This is a genomic window from Pontibacter locisalis (genome assembly GCF_042684605.1).
Taxonomy (GTDB): domain Bacteria; phylum Bacteroidota; class Bacteroidia; order Cytophagales; family Hymenobacteraceae; genus Pontibacter; species Pontibacter locisalis.
Genome location: NZ_JBHULU010000021.1, coordinates 108,002 through 124,058, shown reverse-complemented (window position 1 = coordinate 124,058; position 16,057 = coordinate 108,002). Strand labels below are relative to the sequence as shown.

The following is a 16,057-nucleotide window of genomic DNA, read 5'->3' as shown; positions in this document are numbered from 1 at the left end:
AACCACAATACTTTTTTGCACATCCCAGACTGCAGCTGTACCTTTGTTACATGTGGCACAGCTACGGGACCAGCTTTTTTATACCCATTCTTTTTCGAAAGAAAAAGCTTCCCTTACCTGCATCATTTTGCCAATACCAGCACTGTTTCACAGCATTAATAAAAGCTCCTCCTGCACATTTTCGCCACCGACCGGTATATATTAAGTGTGCCATCAGCCGAATACAATTATGAAATACTTTATACTACTTATTAGCTTTGCGGTAGCCATGCTCGGCGGATGCAACCAAGGGGAAAAACCTGAGGAACAGAAAAAGGAGTTGGAGGACCAGGTAATGGAGGTACATGATAGTGCCATGGCAAAAATGAGTACCATATACCATCTGCGCCGGGATATAAGGGCATTACGTGATACATTGGAAAGTCAGCAGGTGGATACAGCTCAGCTTGCCCCTCTTTACAATAGTATATTACAACTGAATGAAGCTGATGAAGCCATGATGAACTGGATGCGGCAATACAAAGCTCCTGTAAGTCTGAGTCATGAACAGGCGATGAGTTACCTCCAAAACGAAATGGTAAAAATAAAACGCGTTAAAAATTTCATGGACACCACCATCATTGCTGCACAACAAACATATGAAAAGTACAGACAGAATGAAGCTCTTTAAAAACAACCACCACATATTAAACACAGCACTAGCCCTCTTTGCAGGGTTGCTTACAAGTTGTAGCAGTAATGATCCAGAGGTTACAACTCTTCCTGTACTAGGAGAGCGGGAAGTGGTGGAACGTGAGGTAAACGGGCAGATAGTAGCAGATACTCTTTACCCACAAATTCCTGATTTTGCTTTCATCAATCAGGACAGCCAGGAGGTTACTAATCAGACTTTCGAGGGTAAAGTATATGTGGCTGACTTTTTCTTTACCTCCTGCCCTACTATATGCCCCAAAATGAAGACACAGATGCTGCGGGTTTATGATAAATTTAAAGACAACCAGAATGTTGCCTTACTTTCTCATACCATTGATCCACTGCATGATTCAGTAGCCGTTCTAAAAGACTACGCCAGTAGGCTGAATGTGAAAACAGATAAGTGGCACTTTGTAACAGGGGAAAAGGACAGTATTTACGCTATTGCTCAAAAATACCTGGTTACTGCAATGGAGGATAATCAGGAAGCCGGTGGCTTTTTACACAGTGGAGCCTTTGTGTTAGTTGATGAAGACCGCCACATTCGTGGTGTTTATGATGGTACTGCCCCAGCTGAAGTTGACCGCCTGCTAAACGATATTCCGGTGCTACTAAAGGAAAAGAAAAATGGTAGTAAGTAGAGCTATTGCTGCGCTTGCAGGCATTGTAGCCCTTTTCACCCTTACCCAGTGTTTTACTGAAAAACAAAACCAGGGCAAACGCTTGTATGAGGCCAACTGCCAGAGCTGCCATATGGAAGACGGCAGTGGCCTGCGTGGTGTTATACCTCCAATCGCTGGAGCCGACTATCTACAGAAGCATCGCGAGGAGCTTCCCTGCCTTATTCGCCATGGGCTAGAAGGAAGCATTGTCGTAAATGGGGTGGAGTACAACCAGCCAATGCCGGGTGCCATGAGCTTGCGCGAGGATGAGATTACAAACCTGCTTAATTACATTCAGACGAATTTTGGGAACAATAACGAACGCTATACCTTTCCAGAAGTCGAGCAGTTGCTGCAGGCTTGTCCACCAGGAAAGTAAAAAGTGTTATCCTACACCATGTACAAGATCTGGATAAAGTTTATTCTTACACTTTTTAGAGACTTCACAAAAAAATCAAACCTATACAAGAGATCAGGGGTATTGTAATATAGGTTAGATAATAGTAATAGTCCGCTTGAGATTCAGGCGGACTTTTTTTATTTATAATGATGCAATACGAACTACAGAAGTTAAAAAGAAGAAACAATCATCTTCCGACGCTGAATTGTAATGGTACTTCAAAAATCAGCTTAGAATTTGTGCATGTGCACAAATTACTGGACACAAAACAAAAAAGCCTCTCTAGAAAATCTAGAGAGGCTTTTCAGTGATCCCGTTTGGATTCGAACCAAAGACCTACTGCTTAGAAGGCAGTTGCTCTATCCAGCTGAGCTACGAGACCATTGTTTTAGAGAAATGTAACATTCCCGTAAACAAAAAATTTCGGAATCTCTTCCGAAATTTTTTAGTCGGGGTGGCAGGATTCGAACCTACGACCTCCACATCCCAAATGTGGCGCGATACCGGGCTACGCTACACCCCGAACTATGCTTTCAACTCCGGAAGCGCTTAAGGCGCTGTTATTGTTGAATGCGGTGCAAAAGTAAGTGAAGAATTTGATTAGTCAAAGACTTTTCTAAAATTATTTTTCACTTGCGGAGAGGGGGGGATTCGAACCCCCGGTACCCTTACGAGTACGGCAGTTTAGCAAACTGCTGGTTTCAGCCACTCACCCACCTCTCCGGTGCTCTTTCTGCTAAAGAGAATGCAAACATACAACATTACATTTAACAGCGCAATAGCAAACTCTAAAATTTAGGCCTACAAACAGGCTTTTAATTATCCTGCAAAGGCTAAGTATTTGATAATATTCAGCTTGTAAGCCCAAAAATTTTTTAAAAAATTACTGTTCCCAGAATACCTTTGAGACCACACACTAAAAGATCTTCGTAATTAGTTATGGTTGCTCATACTACACCACATCCGAAACAGCTGATTTCATGTCAGCTTTAGTATATTTGTAACTAGTATTTGAATCTACATGACCTGGTACCAAACCATCACCCTACTCGAAATCCTGTTCGGCACATTATTTTTTGTGCTGTACCTGGGCTACTTGTATCGTGTTTGGAAAGTGGCAAGATTTTTTAAGCAGCGCCCACATGTGGTGTGGTTTAAGTTCTTGCTACGGCACTTATATCTTGCGCTAATTATTATTGCCATTCTTGGCCCTTCATTCGGAGCCATGAAGAAAGAGATCAAAACGATAGGTAAGGATTTGTACATTGCTGTAGATTTATCAAAGTCGATGGATGCCACAGATGTGCAGCCATCACGGCTGGAGAAAGCCAAGCATGAAATACAGCGTCTGATCAGCCGGTTCAATTCCGATCGCATTGGCTTGATGGTGTTCTCTAGTGAAGCATATATTCAAAGCCCCCTTACCTATGACCAAAACGCACTACAGCTTTACACACAAACATTAAATACGAACCTGTTGCCTTACTCTGGCACTGATTACGCTCCGGTGCTACAGCTCACACTGAATAAGTTTCAGGAAAACAACACCGTTTCTCTGGAGGAGCAGAAAGCAAAAGTTCTGGTACTCATAAGTGATGGGGAAGATTTTGGTGGAAAAGCGGAACAGCTGGCCGAACAACTTAACCAGCAGAATATCAGGGTGTACACACTGGGCATAGGTACTACAGAAGGTGGACGCATTCCTTCGGGCCGTGGCTTTAAACGTGACAAGCAGGGGAAAATAGTAACTACTACATTAAATGCTGCTCCGTTGGTGCAGCTTGCAGAACTGACTGGAGGTAGATATTTTGAGGTAAACGACCGCATTAGTGAGGTTGCCAAGCTTATCAATTCCATAAATGCTATTGAGGGGGAGCTCCGGGAAAGCAAAACCGTAGATGTAACTGCAAATAAATATGTATACCCCCTGGCGCTGGCATTACTATTGATACTCCTGGATGTATTGATTACCATTAAAGTGATTCGTATATGAAGGCAGTGTGGCTTTTGGTATTCCTGGTCAGTTTTCTAGGAGGCGGCTTTCGCACCATCTCCTCCATTAACCGCTTTGCTACTGAAGCAGCGCAGGCTTACCATAAGCAGGATTATATAGAAGCTATTACGGCGTATGAGTACCTGCTCAATGAATTGGAGGTAGATGATGATCAACTTCGCTTGAACCTTGCCCACTCCTACTACCAGTCTGGTCAATTTCCGAAGGCAATGCAAGAGTATAGGCTTTTGGCTGATAACCCAGCTCACAGATTACGATCTATTGCACACCTGCAGCTTGGCAACATTGCCACCAAGCAGAAAAAACACAAGCAAGCATTGGCTCTTTATAAACAGGCCCTGGTGGCAGAGCCAAATAACGAAGAGGCCAGGTACAACTATGAACTCCTTAAAAAATACCTGGAGCTGCACCCTGAACTGGTAAACCAACCGGAGCAGAAGCCTGCTCCACCTGAACCGGTAGAACAGGATGGCACCCAACTACCTCCGCCTGCTGAAAAAGAGCCTCAGCCGAAGAAAAAACCAGATGCTTCCGGAGACCAGGAAGAGGAAATGGAGCAACCGCAACCTGACAAGACTGGTGAAGAGGGAAAGGGCGGGGCATCAGAGCGCCAGAATGACAAGGCACCACAGCAACGTGAGAAAGAGCAGATAACCGGTAACCAGGAAGGAGACACCAAAGGTACTAATCCTGAAAGCCAGTTTAACCCGGAAGAGCAGGAAAGGCGTGGCGGTTACGAAAATGCATTAGATGCTGATCAGCAGGCACAGATGCGGCGCATAAGGCTACAAAAGGCTAACATGAGCCCCGAAAGAGCCAGACTGCTATTGGACGCTATGCGTAGTGCTGAGTTGCAGTATATACAGCAACTACCTAAAAAAGCAGGAAAAAAGCCTGATAAGTCTAAACCAGATTGGTAAAACTGTTCCCCATTCCTGACCTTTATAGTAATGGATAAATTCTATAGAATGCAGGACTGCATTTCCTGCTTTGAGAGATACATTCAGGAGTAAAGGGAATAAGATGTCTACCATGAGTGAGCAACAAAATGCTGCTTCACAAGAAAACGAAGGAGTTCAAGTGTAAGTCAAAATACTAAATCATTTAAAAGTTTTCCCTATACACCACTATTAAACATTTATGAAAACATCAGACAACCTGCCACAATTCCTGGAGAGCGAGGCGCTTATCCGTTTTGAAGACTGCGACCCTTTTGGCCACCTGAACAATGGACGTTACATAGATTATTTCTTAAATGCGCGGGAAGACCAGACGCGTGAAAATTACGATCTCGATGTATATGCTCATATTAAAAACACAGGCAAAGCATGGGTTGTGGCATCTAATCAAATCTCCTATCTGGGTGAGGTGAAGTTTATGGAGTGGGTAAAAATCAGGACCTGTTTGCGTTGGTATACTAACTCAGATTTATTAACAGAAGGCATTATGCTTGACAAAGAGACAGGTGCGATCAAATCTGTAATCTGGACCCGCTTCGCCTACATAGACATAAAAAAAGGACAGAAAGCGGAGTATAGCCAAGAGTTAATGGACCTGTACAAAAAAGTTGCTGTGGTAGGTGAAGGCAAGCCGGAACAGTTCTTTGAGGAGCGGGTAAAAGAATTGCGCTCTATGGATCGTTCATAAACAAAACCTAATTTTATTGTGCTGAAATAACATTCTATACACTAATACATCTAGCTTTGAAAGTTGCTAACTTTGCCTTATTAAAAGTGAAATTAAGCACCACTTAAAAACTATGAAAGATCAATTAAAGAACGTATTGGAAGTGCTGGCTCTGGCAGAGAGGCTGAAGTTTGAGCTAAGGCACAGCTGGCTCTCCAATGGCCGGCAGGAAAGCGTGGCCGAGCACACATGGCGAATGTCGCTGATGGTGGTGTTATTAGAGCCCTACCTCGACAATGAACTTGATACGGCACGCACACTGAAGATGGTGATCGTTCATGACCTTGTAGAGGCAGAGGCTGGAGACATCCCAGCGTTTGAAGTCACGACTGCAAAAGCAAAGGAGCTGAAGCAGATAAAAGAACTCAAGGCGATAGAAAACCTTCGCATCAAATTAGGCAATGGCATAGGCCAGCATGTATATGAGCTGTGGCATGAGTTTGAGGAAAAGAAAACATATGAGGCAAAAGTAGCTAATGCGCTTGACAAGCTGGAAGTACAGATCCAGCACAACCACGCCGATATTTCCACTTGGCTTGAGGTAGAGCAAGAGTTAGCTTTTCTGATGGGAACCCACACTTCCTTTGACACCTGCCTTACCCAGTTTAAGGAGCTGATCGAGGAACTAGCTGTACAGAAGATGGAAAGTGCTGGCATAGACACCATTGCAGTTAAAGAGCGTGTATCTGCACAGTATACAATAGGAACTTAAATGTTCTTCAACATTAGTTTATAAAACAAAGGCCCGGAATTTAGACAATCCGGGCCTTTGTTTTATGGTTATCGCAATGCTGCTTCAACTTCCTTTATTATGTTCTGTATTGATGCAGGTATGAATTACCTGATGGAAACTTTTAGTCATAAAAGGAGTTTGCTTCGGTTTATTTTTACAAGCTTTAGATTATGGATGCAGACCTTCACTATCGGGCCCTGGAGCGGCTCTACCAACATGCTAGGGTACAGGAACTGTTTAGCGATAGCAGCATAGAAGTGGCGCACAGTAGCTCAGAAATCACACTTCCTGTTAAAGAAGCTTACTTTCATGGAGCCAATGCCATACATGGTGCTGTATACTTCAAGCTACTCGATGATGCTGCTTATTTTGCAGTAGCCTCAGTTGTACGGGATGTGTTTATTGTTACTTCATCTTTTCAACTTAACCTGGTAAGACCGGTAACAGGCGGGGTGATAAAAGCAGTAGGCAAGCTAAGAACCCAGAGCAAAAGCCTTTTTGTTGCAGAGTCTACACTGTATGATGAACGGGGGAAAGAAGTTGCCTTTGGCACAGGGCAGTTTGTTCGTACACTACAGCCTCTGGTAAATTTAGAGGGTTATAAACTGCAGTAAAAAAGCCGCACAAAACATTGTGCGGCTTACTCTTTCATAGCATGGAAAGACTCAACTAATTACTAGCACTTATTTCCAAATATAGGTTTTATCCAATTACAGATTTACCTTCATTGATAAGATCAGTGCTTTAGATAATTATCTAAATCTAACAAAACTCTTTACTGGCTTTATGACAAAAGGTTTTAATTATAACTATTCCTTTAAACATTAGCCATGTTACAGCTTCAATTAATTTCACTAAACTATATATACATCTGGTTTTTGAAACACTGGATTTAATGCTCGCTTATTATTTTGGTCTCTTCTCTTATTAATACTGCTCCTTCACCAGCAAATTCTTAAGTTTTTGATTTTTAGCCGGTTTATAGCAGTATGTATAACAAACCAAAAGTAAAAACAACTATGAAGAATTTCTTACAAAGAGCTACATCTGTTGTAGCCGTATGCTCACTTTTTGCATTTTCTGCCTGCGAGTCTGAGGAGATTGCTCCTGATGCAAGTTTACAAGCTTCTAATACACAAGATGCGCGTAGCAGTAAATCTTTTAATCTGCACAAGACTTACACGGCAGACATAATGTCTTTAAACGATTCTGGAGTAATGGGTACAGCTACCTTAACTTTAGAAGGGGACATGCTTACAGTACATATCATGGCAAGCGGACTGGAGCCAGGCATGTTGCACCCACAGCACATTCATGGTTTTATGGATAGCAACAAAAACGCTGTTTGTCCTCCTATGTCAGCTGACATGAATGGTGATGGTTTTATAGATTTAACTGAAGGCGCACCTTTCTATGGTCCTGTTTTGCTTCCGCTTGAGCCATTCCCAACTGCACCAGACGGCACTATTGATTACAAGCAGACTTTTGAAGTAACTGCAAACATGCTTCCTCTACAGAACAACGTTATTGTGCTGCATGGCATGACAGTGGAAGGATTAGTAGAAAACGGAATGACCCTACCGGAGCAGTACGTTGCTACGCTTCCTGTTGCTTGCGGAGAAATCAAGCCAGCTAACATGAAAAAAATGAAGAAGTAGAATAATTGCTTCTTTCTAATCAAAAAAGCCACTGCAGGTTGTCCTGCAGTGGCTTTTGCTTTTCTAAAAGATACCTAAGCACCTACTGCTTCTTGTACCGGCATCACTGGCTTTGCCAACGCCCGCTGCCACTGCTTTTTAGTAGCCGCCGCCGTAATAAGTATAATTACAGAACTAATGACAGTTAATAAGCCAATGGGGTTGAGCGGGAAGATAGGAAGGCTCAGAGCAATGACTAACCAACTAACTGCTTTCAGCTTCGGATAGTAAAGACCCTCACCCCTACTAATCTGCCAGATGCATCTGATCGGGTATAGGCTAAGGAGCAAAAAGCATACTCCCATAAATAGAAGGGAATAGAAACGAAAGGTGTACACAAAAGAGCCTGCCATCATTCTTTTCACATTAACAATCGCGACAGCTATAAGGTATACCAACCAGTTGGAGACATTTTTAAAAAAAAAGGGAGCCACTTTTCGTAGCTCCCTTTCAACAGTAACTTCTTAAGTAAACTATTCTCTGGCTTCGCTGGCAACCTCAGGTTGTGGCTCTACCAACTCAAACCCATATTCTTTGCCTTTAACAACTGATGGCACGCCTTGCTTCATCCAAACAGGCATTGGGGCACCTTTCAAGTAATGGTCAAAATACTGCGACAAGCGCATTGACAAATCTTTGCGGTTCTTGCGCTGCACCAGGTTATGGTCTTCACCATTATACACCAGCATCCAAACCGGCTTGTCTAAGCGCCTCAGAGCCATAAAGAACTCAATGCCCTGGTACCAGGGCACAGCACCATCCTGGTCGTTATGCATGATCAGTAGTGGTGTTTGCACACGGTCAGCAAAAAACAAAGGTGAATTCTCTATAAATTGGAGCGGCTTCTCCCACAGTGTTCCGCCAATCCGGCTCTGCGTGCGCTCATACTGGAACTGGCGGCTCATACCGGTACCCCAGCGAATACCACCATAGGCGCTCGTCATGTTAGACACCGGCGCTCCTGCCATAGCTGTTTTAAACAAATTGGTCCGCGTAATCATGTAAGCAATCTGGTATCCGCCCCAGCTCTGCCCTTGCAGTGCCATGTTCTTATCATCTACAAACCCCTGCGCCACTAAACTTTGTACGCCTGGTACGATACAATCCATGGCACTCTCGCCAGGATACCCGTCCTTGTACACAATATCCGGCACAAACACCAGATAACCGTTACTAACAAAGAGCGGAATATTGATGGTAGAGGCACTTGGAGCCGGCACCCTGTGGTTGTGTATCCCATCAGAAGAACGCTCATAAAAGTATACCATCATCGGATACTTCCTCTTAGGGTCGAAGTTCTCAGGCTTGTATAGCAAACCTTGCAGCGGAGTGCCGTCTGTAGACTTCCAATCTACGAGTTCTACTGTTCCCCACAAGTAATCCTTCATCTGTGGGTTCGCATCGCTTAATTGCTCAACATTTGTAAAAGCTAAGTCAGAAGTGTACAAGTTGTTGTACTCACTGTAAGAGCCTTTACGGAAAGTTATCCTGTTATCATTTTTGGCTTTGCTTAACGCTGCATAAGCATGATCAGAGGATATGAGCTTTTCCGGCTGTGCCTTTTTACTGACAAATTCACGGTAGTACCCATCTGCTTTACTGCCATAGTTAAAGCCGCTCAGGTAGATAGTGGCATTTTCCGTAATAAACTTCTCGTCATTATCCAGCTTTTCGTAACGGAAGCGCAGGTTATTCAAGCGGCCATACTTATCGGTCAGGTTCTCCGGGGCTTTCCTTCCACTCGGGTCCAGTTTCCATATATCGTGCTTATCGTAAACCAGTATATAACTGTCTTTCTCTACCCATCCGGCAAAGCCGTAATTATCCGGAAGAGCGGGAATGTCATTTGTCTCATCGTAGAAAGGCAGGCCAATTTGTTTTGTCAGGTTAAGATTTGCACCTCCTTTGCTGCTCATGGCATGCCAGCTGCTGTCTGTTGGCTCATACCAGTAAATGTAGTTACCCATCGGAGACATGCGCGGATAACCCCGTGTCTCCTTCAGCACCTGCTTGCTTGTTCCTTTCTTTAGATCAATCAGGTAAGCATCTTTGCGGGTAGGCGTTTCATAGCCAATAGTAATTTTATAATTCTCATCGCTTATTCCTAAAGCTACATCTCCTTGTCCGTAGGCATCCAGGTATACATCCGGCATCTGCAGGGTAGCCAGCTGTTGCATGCGTTTTCCTCTCAGGTCATACATAGCCAGGAAAGAGCGTTTTAATTCCCGCTCATTGTTTTTAAGCTGCATTGGCTGGATCAATGGATCTTTGTAAGTCCAGATGTCTAGATTTACCTTATCCTCCTCAAGCTTAGTTGTGTCTTTCTCATAGCGGGTTGGGCGTGGGAAGGTACCAAAGAACAGGCGTTTTCCATCTTCCGAAAAGTTAAGCCTGCCATACTCACTGACCATCCATTTCTTAGGCATACCATTCGTTAAAGAATCTGCAAGCGTAACAACCTTCTTATCTTTCACAGTCCAGTGGTATAAGCTAAAGTGACGGATGTCTGCCCCCACTGTATCTGTAGTTGCCATATAGGCTAACTGGTCTCCTGCTTTATCCGTGCTGATACCCTTGTAGGTAACCTTACCTGTATCAACAGGCATCGTTCTCAGATCAGCAGTGCTAAATGCAAACACGCCTGCTTTGTTCAAAGAGTCCAGTTCATCTTTTACGAGGTACAGCATATTACCTCTCTCTGAGAAGATATAGTCTGTAACTCTTGCAAAGCGGTGCTCCTGCCCCGACTTCAGGTTTCGCAGGACAAGCTCTGTGCCTTCCGCTTTTTTGTTTTGCTTCAGAGCAGGCTTTTTAACCTCCTCCTTTTTCTCCCCTTCAACCTTAGTCTCATCCGCTTTTTTAGATTTTTTCTCCGGAAGTGGTTTCTCCAGGTGATAAGCTACCCAACCGCTGCCTTCTTTCGGCATCTTGTAAGACTTCACACGCGGAAACTTCACCACGCTCATGTCCTCCAATTTCACAATTGCCAGTGAGTCCTTCGGCAGGTCATCACCCTTTTTCTTTTTAAGCTTTAGGGCACGCACCTTCTGGTACTCCGGCTTTATTTCAAACACTGCAAACTGGCTGTCGTTTGAAAAAGAGGCATTGCCACCACGCGCAAACTGCTTATTCGCGTTGCTTAGATAGCTTTTGATGATTAATTCACCGTCTCCTTCCTGCGGATTGACGTTGAACAGCACATATTTTCCATTAGGAGAGATTTTATCTCCTGACACTCCTTTCCAACTGTCGTAGACGTCGTGGTTAAGTGGCTTTTTGCTGGCTTGCTGTTGTGCCTGAACCTGTAGAAGGCCACCACTAAACAGCGCTGCCCATAAGAGTAGCTTTTTCATCAAGGGTAAAATGAGGATAATATTAGTTAAGTATTATGAAGTTTTATTTTAAGCTGAACCATGGAACAATATTTTCCTAAAGCAGTAAGAACTTTAGAATTTCAGTCCCTTAAAAACCTAAAGTGGTTTTTAGACCAACAATTTAATTAAAGGTTTAAAACTACACCTCTTGTTAATTAAAAGGTAATGATTAACTGTAATAATAAGCCTTTAAAAGAATTACAGAGCAGCTTTCCTAGGCTAACGAACGTTTGGTTTTAAGGGCAAAAGATGGTAATTTCACACAACAAAACTTAACCTACTCTAACTATGCAAGTGAAAGAAGTATATATTATTTCGGCGGTTCGCACGCCAATTGGCAGCTTCGGTGGCGCGTTAGCAAGTCTAAGTGCCACGCAACTTGGTGCTGCTGCCATTAAAGGCGCTCTAAAAAAAGCCGGAGTTGATAAAAAAGAAGTTCAGGAAGTGATCATGGGTAATGTGATCTCTGCCAACGTTGGACAGGCTCCTGCTCGCCAGGCAGCAATTTTTGCTGGCTTAGGTCATGAGGTGGAGTGTACTACAGTAAACAAGGTATGTGCATCTGGCTCAAAGGCTGTGATGTTTGCTGCGCAGGCTATCATGTTAGGTCATAAAGACGTGATAGTGGCTGGTGGCATGGAGAGTATGTCAAATGTACCATTCTACCTGGATAAAGCACGTTTTGGTGCGAAGCTTGGTCACGGCCAGATGATCGATGGACTGCTTCGTGATGGTCTGTGGGATGTTTACAATGACTTCCATATGGGTAACGCTGCAGAGAATACTGCCAGGGAAATGCAGATCACACGTGAAATGCAGGACGAATATGCTATCGGTTCCTATAAAAAGGTAGCTGAGGCTGCAGAAGCTGGCATGTTGAAGGATGAGATAATTCCGGTTGAGATTCCGCAGCGAGGTAAAGACCCGATTGTAGTTTCTGAAGACGAAGAATACAAGAAAGTAAACTTCGACAAGATCCCTGGCCTGCGCCCTGTGTTTGACAAAGCCGGTACAGTTACTGCTGCCAATGCTTCTACACTAAACGATGGTGCTGCAGCAATTTTGTTAATGAGCAAAGAGAAAGCAGAAGAGCTTGGCGTTAAGCCTATAGCTAAGATTCGTGGATTTGCTGATGCAGAGCAGGACCCCATCTGGTTTACTACTACTCCATCTTTAGCTATACCAAAGGCACTTAAAAATGCAGGTGTATCTCCTGAAGAAGTAGATTTTTATGAAATCAACGAGGCTTTTTCAGTAGTGTCTATCGCTAACAACCAGAAGCTTGGCCTGGAAGGTGGCAATGTAAACGTTTTTGGCGGCGCTGTATCTTTAGGTCACCCGCTAGGAGCCTCTGGTGCCCGAATCCTTACTACGCTTTGCAATGTGCTTGATAAAAAAGGCGGTAAGATTGGTGTTACTGGTATTTGCAATGGCGGTGGTGGCGCATCTTCCATCGTGATCGAGAAAATGTAAATAGCCTTAAAGGCATACAATTTGCAGGAAGCCTTACGTTAAACGTAAGGCTTCTTTTGTTTCTGTTCACAGCATTGGAATTCATACTTTAGCAGAGGTGTTATCAAGGCCGGCAGTTAAAGCATTTTAGTTGCTTGCTTATTATTCAAAGAACTAATTCACCATATCATGTACAGATTTCTTTCATTAGTTATAGCACTTTGTATAGCACAGACGGTAGCAAGTGCTCAATCGAAAGTTATCACGTATCACCCGCAAGATGAAAGTGCTGTAAAAGAGGTGTACCACATACAGCTTCCCGACTCCGCGATTGTGGGTTATTATAACCGCTATTACCTGAATGGTGAGAAGGAGGCTATAGTAAAGTTTGTAGAAGGCAAAAAAGACAGCGTTTATACAGAATACTACCCTAATGGGCAGGTAAAGATACAGGTCAACTATGTGAAGGGTGTAATGCGGGGTCCTTTTAAAGCTTATCAGCAAAACGGTAAACTGCTCCAGGAGGGTAACTATGAAAACGACCAGCAAACCGGACTCTTCAAAACTTATAATCCGGATGGTTCGATTAAAAAGGAAGCAGAGTTTGTAAAGGGATACCCGGAGGGTATGCTGCGGGAGTATTATGATGGAGGAAAGGTACGTTCAGAAATTTCTTACAAAAACAGCCAGCAGGATGGTCCGGCTAAAACATATTTCCCAAATGGGAAGCTTGAATCAGAGGCTACTTATAGTAACGGTATGGTAGTAGGGCCATATAGGACGTATTTTGATAATGGGCAGCTTCAGACGGAGACAATGAATGAGGCCGGCAAGAAGAACGGCAGCTTTAAAAGTTACTATCGGAACGGGCAACTAAGCACTGAAGGTAGTTTTTCTGCGGGAAAGATGCATGGTCAGGCGAAGGCTTACTATGAAAGTGGAAAGCCGCTCAGTCTGATTCCGTACAAGAACGGGGCTATAAACGGCACAGCTCAGTACTTTTATGAGGATGGTAAGCTAAAACAGGAAATCATTGGCAGCAACAATGGCGACGACAGCAAAACTACAAGCTATTACCCTTCCGGAAATATAAAAGCAGAAGAGCAGATTAAGGACAAAAAGAAACACGGCACCTGGAAGGAATACTATGATGCACCAGGCAAGCCAGTACAAATATCCGAAACGTATAAAGCAGATCAGCGCGAGGGAGAAAGACTGGTATATTACGAAGCAGGGCAGTTAAAAGAGAAGTACGTGTATGAAAAAGGCAAAATCATTGGTACCAGCTATGAGTATTTTCCATCAGGTAAACTGAAGTCAGAAACTAATTATAAAGATGGCCGTCGCTTTGGCGCTTATAAGCAGTACTTTGAAAGTGGTAAAGTTGAAGTTGTGGGTCAGTTTAGAAACAATCGTGAAACTGGCACCTGGAAGTACCAGAATCCGGAGGGGAAGGTAACTAAAACCCGTGTATATCGGAATGGACAGGTACTAGAGGAAAAAGAGAAGTAGTATTTAATTTACCTCTAAAGCACCCACAACGGGTGCTTTTTTGCTGTAGCATGTAAACCAAAAGCCAAAGGTTAAGCAGCTAATTTCATTCAGTATTGCATTATTACTTTCACTTTTAAAATAAAAATTTGCTTCATGAAACAACCATTTACATCTTTGTACCGAACGAACATTCGGTCTAGATGACAAAGCGAGAGAAACTACTTCAGACAACACTCGAACTGATTGCCAACCAAAGCATTCAGGCCACGCCTATGTCACAAATAGCAAAGGAAAGCGGGGTAGCTACAGGCACTATTTACCACCATTTTAAAAGCAAGGAAGAAATCGTTCAGGAAATTTACCTGAGCAGCAAGAAGGAATTCCAGCAGGTAATACAAGCCAACCTCCATGCCGCTGCCGGTATAAAAGCTCAATTCTATTCGCTCTGGAGTGGAATTTACGAGTACTATATCAACAATCCTCTTCTATTCAGATTTGTACAGCAGGTAAACTACTCCCCTTACATTAACGAAGCTACCAGAGAAGAAGGAAGGGTATACTACCAGGATGCCTACAAATTTTTTGAAACTGGGATTATGAGTGGCCATTTCAGGAAAATGGAGGTGATGCTGATTAGTGAGTTAATTCATGGGAACATTAGCACCTTGGTAGAACTGCAACTAAATGGAATGCTAGCGGATTCAAATAACCAGGTAAAAAGCGCTATTGACTTTTCGTGGAATGCTATAAGGATTTAAAAAATTTATCTCATAAACCGACCGAATATTCGGTATATTATATAAGTATGCAAGAAATAGTTTTAGTAACAGGTGGAACAGGATATATAGGTTCCTGGGTAGTTAAAATGCTCTTAGAGAAGGGTTATACCGTCAGAATGACTGTACGAAACAAAGGCAAAAAAGAGAGCTATGCTTTCCTCAGTGAGATTGCATCCATAGCTAAAGGTAGTTTGGAAATATGGGAAGCTGATCTTTTGAAGGAAGGTTCCTTTGAGGAAGCTGCAACAGGATCTGACGCCATCATTCATTTGGCGTCCCCTTTTACCCTGAGATTTAAGGATGCCCAGAAAGAACTGATTGATCCAGCCGTAAAAGGTACTAAAAACGTTTTACAGGCCGCAACCAAATCGGGTACCGTAAAGAAAGTAGTACTAACTTCCAGCGTTGCAGCCGTACACGGTGATAACATTGATATGAAAGAACAGGGTCTGGAGGAATTTACAGAAGAGCAGTTCAACACATCCAGCTCCCTCACCCACCAGCCCTATTCTTATTCTAAAGTAATGGCTGAAAAAGAAGCATGGAAGATACATGATGCCCAGGAATTCTGGAAGCTAGTTGTCATAAATCCATCTTTTGTCATGGGTCCCTCCTTATCACCGGCTTCTAATTCCGAGAGCTTAAGCTTTATAAAAGATATGCTCTCAGGGAAGTACTATTTGGGTGCACCCGAACTTATGTTTGGATTTGTGGATGTGCGGGATGTGGCCAAGGCACATGTGCTGGCACTAGAGAACGAAATGGCAGCAGGAAGACACATATTAGCAGAGCGAACAACTGGTGTATATGAAGCATCGCAACTTATCAAGGGTAAATTTGGCAACAAGTACAAACTTCCTCTGATGAGATCTCCTAAAGCTATGCTTTATATGGTAGGTTGGATGTTTGGTCTAACCAGAAAGTTCATTCAAAGAAACGTTGGCCATACCATAAGGCTAAACAGCTCTAAAAGCACTGAAAAGCTTGGCCTTACATATACATCTCTTGATAAAACCTTGGAGGATATGGTATTACAAATGCAGAAAGACAAAGTCGTTTCTTAAGCTAAAGCA

General features: G+C 43.2%; 15 protein-coding genes and 3 tRNA genes. 13 read left to right on the top strand and 5 right to left on the bottom strand.

What is annotated here, in order from left to right:
• Nucleotides 1–229 precede the first annotated feature (229 nt).
• From ACFSRY_RS14595 to ACFSRY_RS14585, 3 genes are read left to right on the top strand one after another with little or no spacing between them, the layout of a single operon-like run.
• On the top strand, nucleotides 230–670 hold the full coding sequence (locus ACFSRY_RS14595; RefSeq protein WP_377509133.1) for a hypothetical protein: 441 nt from the start codon (nucleotides 230–232) through the stop codon (nucleotides 668–670).
• Complete coding sequence (locus ACFSRY_RS14590; protein ID WP_377509130.1) at nucleotides 639–1,334, top strand: SCO family protein; 696 nt, start codon at nucleotides 639–641, stop codon at nucleotides 1,332–1,334. Before ACFSRY_RS14595 ends, ACFSRY_RS14590 begins: the two co-directional genes overlap by 32 nt.
• Entirely contained in the window at nucleotides 1,321–1,734 is a 414-nt protein-coding gene (locus ACFSRY_RS14585; RefSeq protein WP_377509127.1) for a c-type cytochrome, read from the top strand. The genes ACFSRY_RS14590 and ACFSRY_RS14585 overlap by 14 nt, the downstream gene beginning before the upstream one ends.
• 329 nt (nucleotides 1,735–2,063) lie before the next feature.
• Here ACFSRY_RS14585 and ACFSRY_RS14580 read toward each other — a convergent pair.
• The 3 genes from ACFSRY_RS14580 to ACFSRY_RS14570 all read right to left on the bottom strand — a co-directional run bounded on the left by ACFSRY_RS14580 (nucleotide 2,064) and on the right by ACFSRY_RS14570 (nucleotide 2,478).
• Nucleotides 2,064–2,137: transfer RNA gene (locus tag ACFSRY_RS14580), tRNA-Arg, on the bottom strand.
• A gap of 67 nt (nucleotides 2,138–2,204) precedes the next feature.
• A tRNA-Pro gene (locus ACFSRY_RS14575) sits at nucleotides 2,205–2,278 on the bottom strand.
• A 113-nt stretch (nucleotides 2,279–2,391) separates the two neighbouring features.
• A tRNA-Ser gene (locus ACFSRY_RS14570) sits at nucleotides 2,392–2,478 on the bottom strand.
• 298 nt (nucleotides 2,479–2,776) lie between these two features.
• On the opposite strand from ACFSRY_RS14570, the gene ACFSRY_RS14565 reads away from it, so the two are divergent.
• The 6 genes from ACFSRY_RS14565 to ACFSRY_RS14540 all read left to right on the top strand — a co-directional run bounded on the left by ACFSRY_RS14565 (nucleotide 2,777) and on the right by ACFSRY_RS14540 (nucleotide 7,846).
• Nucleotides 2,777–3,748, top strand: a complete 972-nt coding sequence (locus tag ACFSRY_RS14565) for a VWA domain-containing protein (protein ID WP_377509124.1) — start codon at nucleotides 2,777–2,779, stop codon at nucleotides 3,746–3,748.
• Complete coding sequence (locus ACFSRY_RS14560) at nucleotides 3,745–4,689, top strand: aerotolerance protein (RefSeq protein ID WP_377509121.1); 945 nt, start codon at nucleotides 3,745–3,747, stop codon at nucleotides 4,687–4,689. The genes ACFSRY_RS14565 and ACFSRY_RS14560 overlap by 4 nt, the downstream gene beginning before the upstream one ends.
• 220 nt (nucleotides 4,690–4,909) lie before the next feature.
• Complete coding sequence (locus ACFSRY_RS14555; RefSeq protein WP_377509118.1) at nucleotides 4,910–5,416, top strand: acyl-CoA thioesterase; 507 nt, start codon at nucleotides 4,910–4,912, stop codon at nucleotides 5,414–5,416.
• A gap of 112 nt (nucleotides 5,417–5,528) precedes the next feature.
• Nucleotides 5,529–6,167: an HD domain-containing protein gene (locus tag ACFSRY_RS14550; RefSeq protein WP_377509115.1), complete on the top strand. Its 639-nt coding sequence runs from the start codon at nucleotides 5,529–5,531 to the stop codon at nucleotides 6,165–6,167.
• Nucleotides 6,168–6,358: 191 nt separating this feature from the next.
• The gene (locus ACFSRY_RS14545) at nucleotides 6,359–6,802 is read left to right on the top strand and encodes a PaaI family thioesterase (RefSeq protein WP_377509112.1); all 444 of its coding nucleotides are present in this window, start codon (nucleotides 6,359–6,361) and stop codon (nucleotides 6,800–6,802) included.
• Nucleotides 6,803–7,207: 405 nt separating this feature from the next.
• Complete coding sequence (locus ACFSRY_RS14540; RefSeq protein ID WP_377509109.1) at nucleotides 7,208–7,846, top strand: hypothetical protein; 639 nt, start codon at nucleotides 7,208–7,210, stop codon at nucleotides 7,844–7,846.
• 74 nt (nucleotides 7,847–7,920) lie between these two features.
• On the opposite strand, the gene ACFSRY_RS14535 is transcribed toward ACFSRY_RS14540, so the two are convergent.
• The gene (locus tag ACFSRY_RS14535) at nucleotides 7,921–8,319 is read right to left on the bottom strand and encodes a hypothetical protein (protein WP_377509106.1); all 399 of its coding nucleotides are present in this window, start codon (nucleotides 8,317–8,319) and stop codon (nucleotides 7,921–7,923) included.
• Between the two features lie 39 nt (nucleotides 8,320–8,358).
• Nucleotides 8,359–11,238: an alpha/beta hydrolase family protein gene (locus tag ACFSRY_RS14530; RefSeq protein ID WP_377509102.1), complete on the bottom strand. Its 2,880-nt coding sequence runs from the start codon at nucleotides 11,236–11,238 to the stop codon at nucleotides 8,359–8,361.
• A gap of 309 nt (nucleotides 11,239–11,547) precedes the next feature.
• On the opposite strand from ACFSRY_RS14530, the gene ACFSRY_RS14525 reads away from it, so the two are divergent.
• From ACFSRY_RS14525 to ACFSRY_RS14510, 4 genes are all read left to right on the top strand, one after another.
• Complete coding sequence (locus tag ACFSRY_RS14525) at nucleotides 11,548–12,732, top strand: acetyl-CoA C-acyltransferase (protein WP_377509099.1); 1,185 nt, start codon at nucleotides 11,548–11,550, stop codon at nucleotides 12,730–12,732.
• A 168-nt stretch (nucleotides 12,733–12,900) separates the two neighbouring features.
• Nucleotides 12,901–14,223, top strand: a complete 1,323-nt coding sequence (locus ACFSRY_RS14520) for a toxin-antitoxin system YwqK family antitoxin (RefSeq protein WP_377509096.1) — start codon at nucleotides 12,901–12,903, stop codon at nucleotides 14,221–14,223.
• A 182-nt stretch (nucleotides 14,224–14,405) separates the two neighbouring features.
• Entirely contained in the window at nucleotides 14,406–14,963 is a 558-nt protein-coding gene (locus ACFSRY_RS14515) for a TetR/AcrR family transcriptional regulator (RefSeq protein ID WP_377509093.1), read from the top strand.
• Between the two features lie 47 nt (nucleotides 14,964–15,010).
• Entirely contained in the window at nucleotides 15,011–16,048 is a 1,038-nt protein-coding gene (locus ACFSRY_RS14510) for an NAD-dependent epimerase/dehydratase family protein (protein ID WP_377509090.1), read from the top strand.
• The last annotated feature ends 9 nt before the right edge of the window (nucleotides 16,049–16,057 follow it).

Bases quoted from the DNA above. Each gene is read 5' to 3' on its own strand.
- ACFSRY_RS14595 (WP_377509133.1), top strand. From the start codon at position 230: ATGAAATACTTTATACTACTTATTAGCTTTGCGGTAGCCATGCTCGGC.
- ACFSRY_RS14590 (WP_377509130.1), top strand. From the start codon at position 639: ATGAAAAGTACAGACAGAATGAAGCTCTTTAAAAACAACCACCACATA.
- ACFSRY_RS14585 (WP_377509127.1), top strand. From the start codon at position 1,321: ATGGTAGTAAGTAGAGCTATTGCTGCGCTTGCAGGCATTGTAGCCCTT.
- ACFSRY_RS14565 (WP_377509124.1), top strand. From the start codon at position 2,777: ATGACCTGGTACCAAACCATCACCCTACTCGAAATCCTGTTCGGCACA.
- ACFSRY_RS14560 (WP_377509121.1), top strand. From the start codon at position 3,745: ATGAAGGCAGTGTGGCTTTTGGTATTCCTGGTCAGTTTTCTAGGAGGC.
- ACFSRY_RS14555 (WP_377509118.1), top strand. From the start codon at position 4,910: ATGAAAACATCAGACAACCTGCCACAATTCCTGGAGAGCGAGGCGCTT.
- ACFSRY_RS14550 (WP_377509115.1), top strand. From the start codon at position 5,529: ATGAAAGATCAATTAAAGAACGTATTGGAAGTGCTGGCTCTGGCAGAG.
- ACFSRY_RS14545 (WP_377509112.1), top strand. From the start codon at position 6,359: ATGGATGCAGACCTTCACTATCGGGCCCTGGAGCGGCTCTACCAACAT.
- ACFSRY_RS14540 (WP_377509109.1), top strand. From the start codon at position 7,208: ATGAAGAATTTCTTACAAAGAGCTACATCTGTTGTAGCCGTATGCTCA.
- ACFSRY_RS14530 (WP_377509102.1), bottom strand. From the start codon at position 11,238: ATGAAAAAGCTACTCTTATGGGCAGCGCTGTTTAGTGGTGGCCTTCTA.
- ACFSRY_RS14525 (WP_377509099.1), top strand. From the start codon at position 11,548: ATGCAAGTGAAAGAAGTATATATTATTTCGGCGGTTCGCACGCCAATT.
- ACFSRY_RS14520 (WP_377509096.1), top strand. From the start codon at position 12,901: ATGTACAGATTTCTTTCATTAGTTATAGCACTTTGTATAGCACAGACG.
- ACFSRY_RS14515 (WP_377509093.1), top strand. From the start codon at position 14,406: ATGACAAAGCGAGAGAAACTACTTCAGACAACACTCGAACTGATTGCC.
- ACFSRY_RS14510 (WP_377509090.1), top strand. From the start codon at position 15,011: ATGCAAGAAATAGTTTTAGTAACAGGTGGAACAGGATATATAGGTTCC.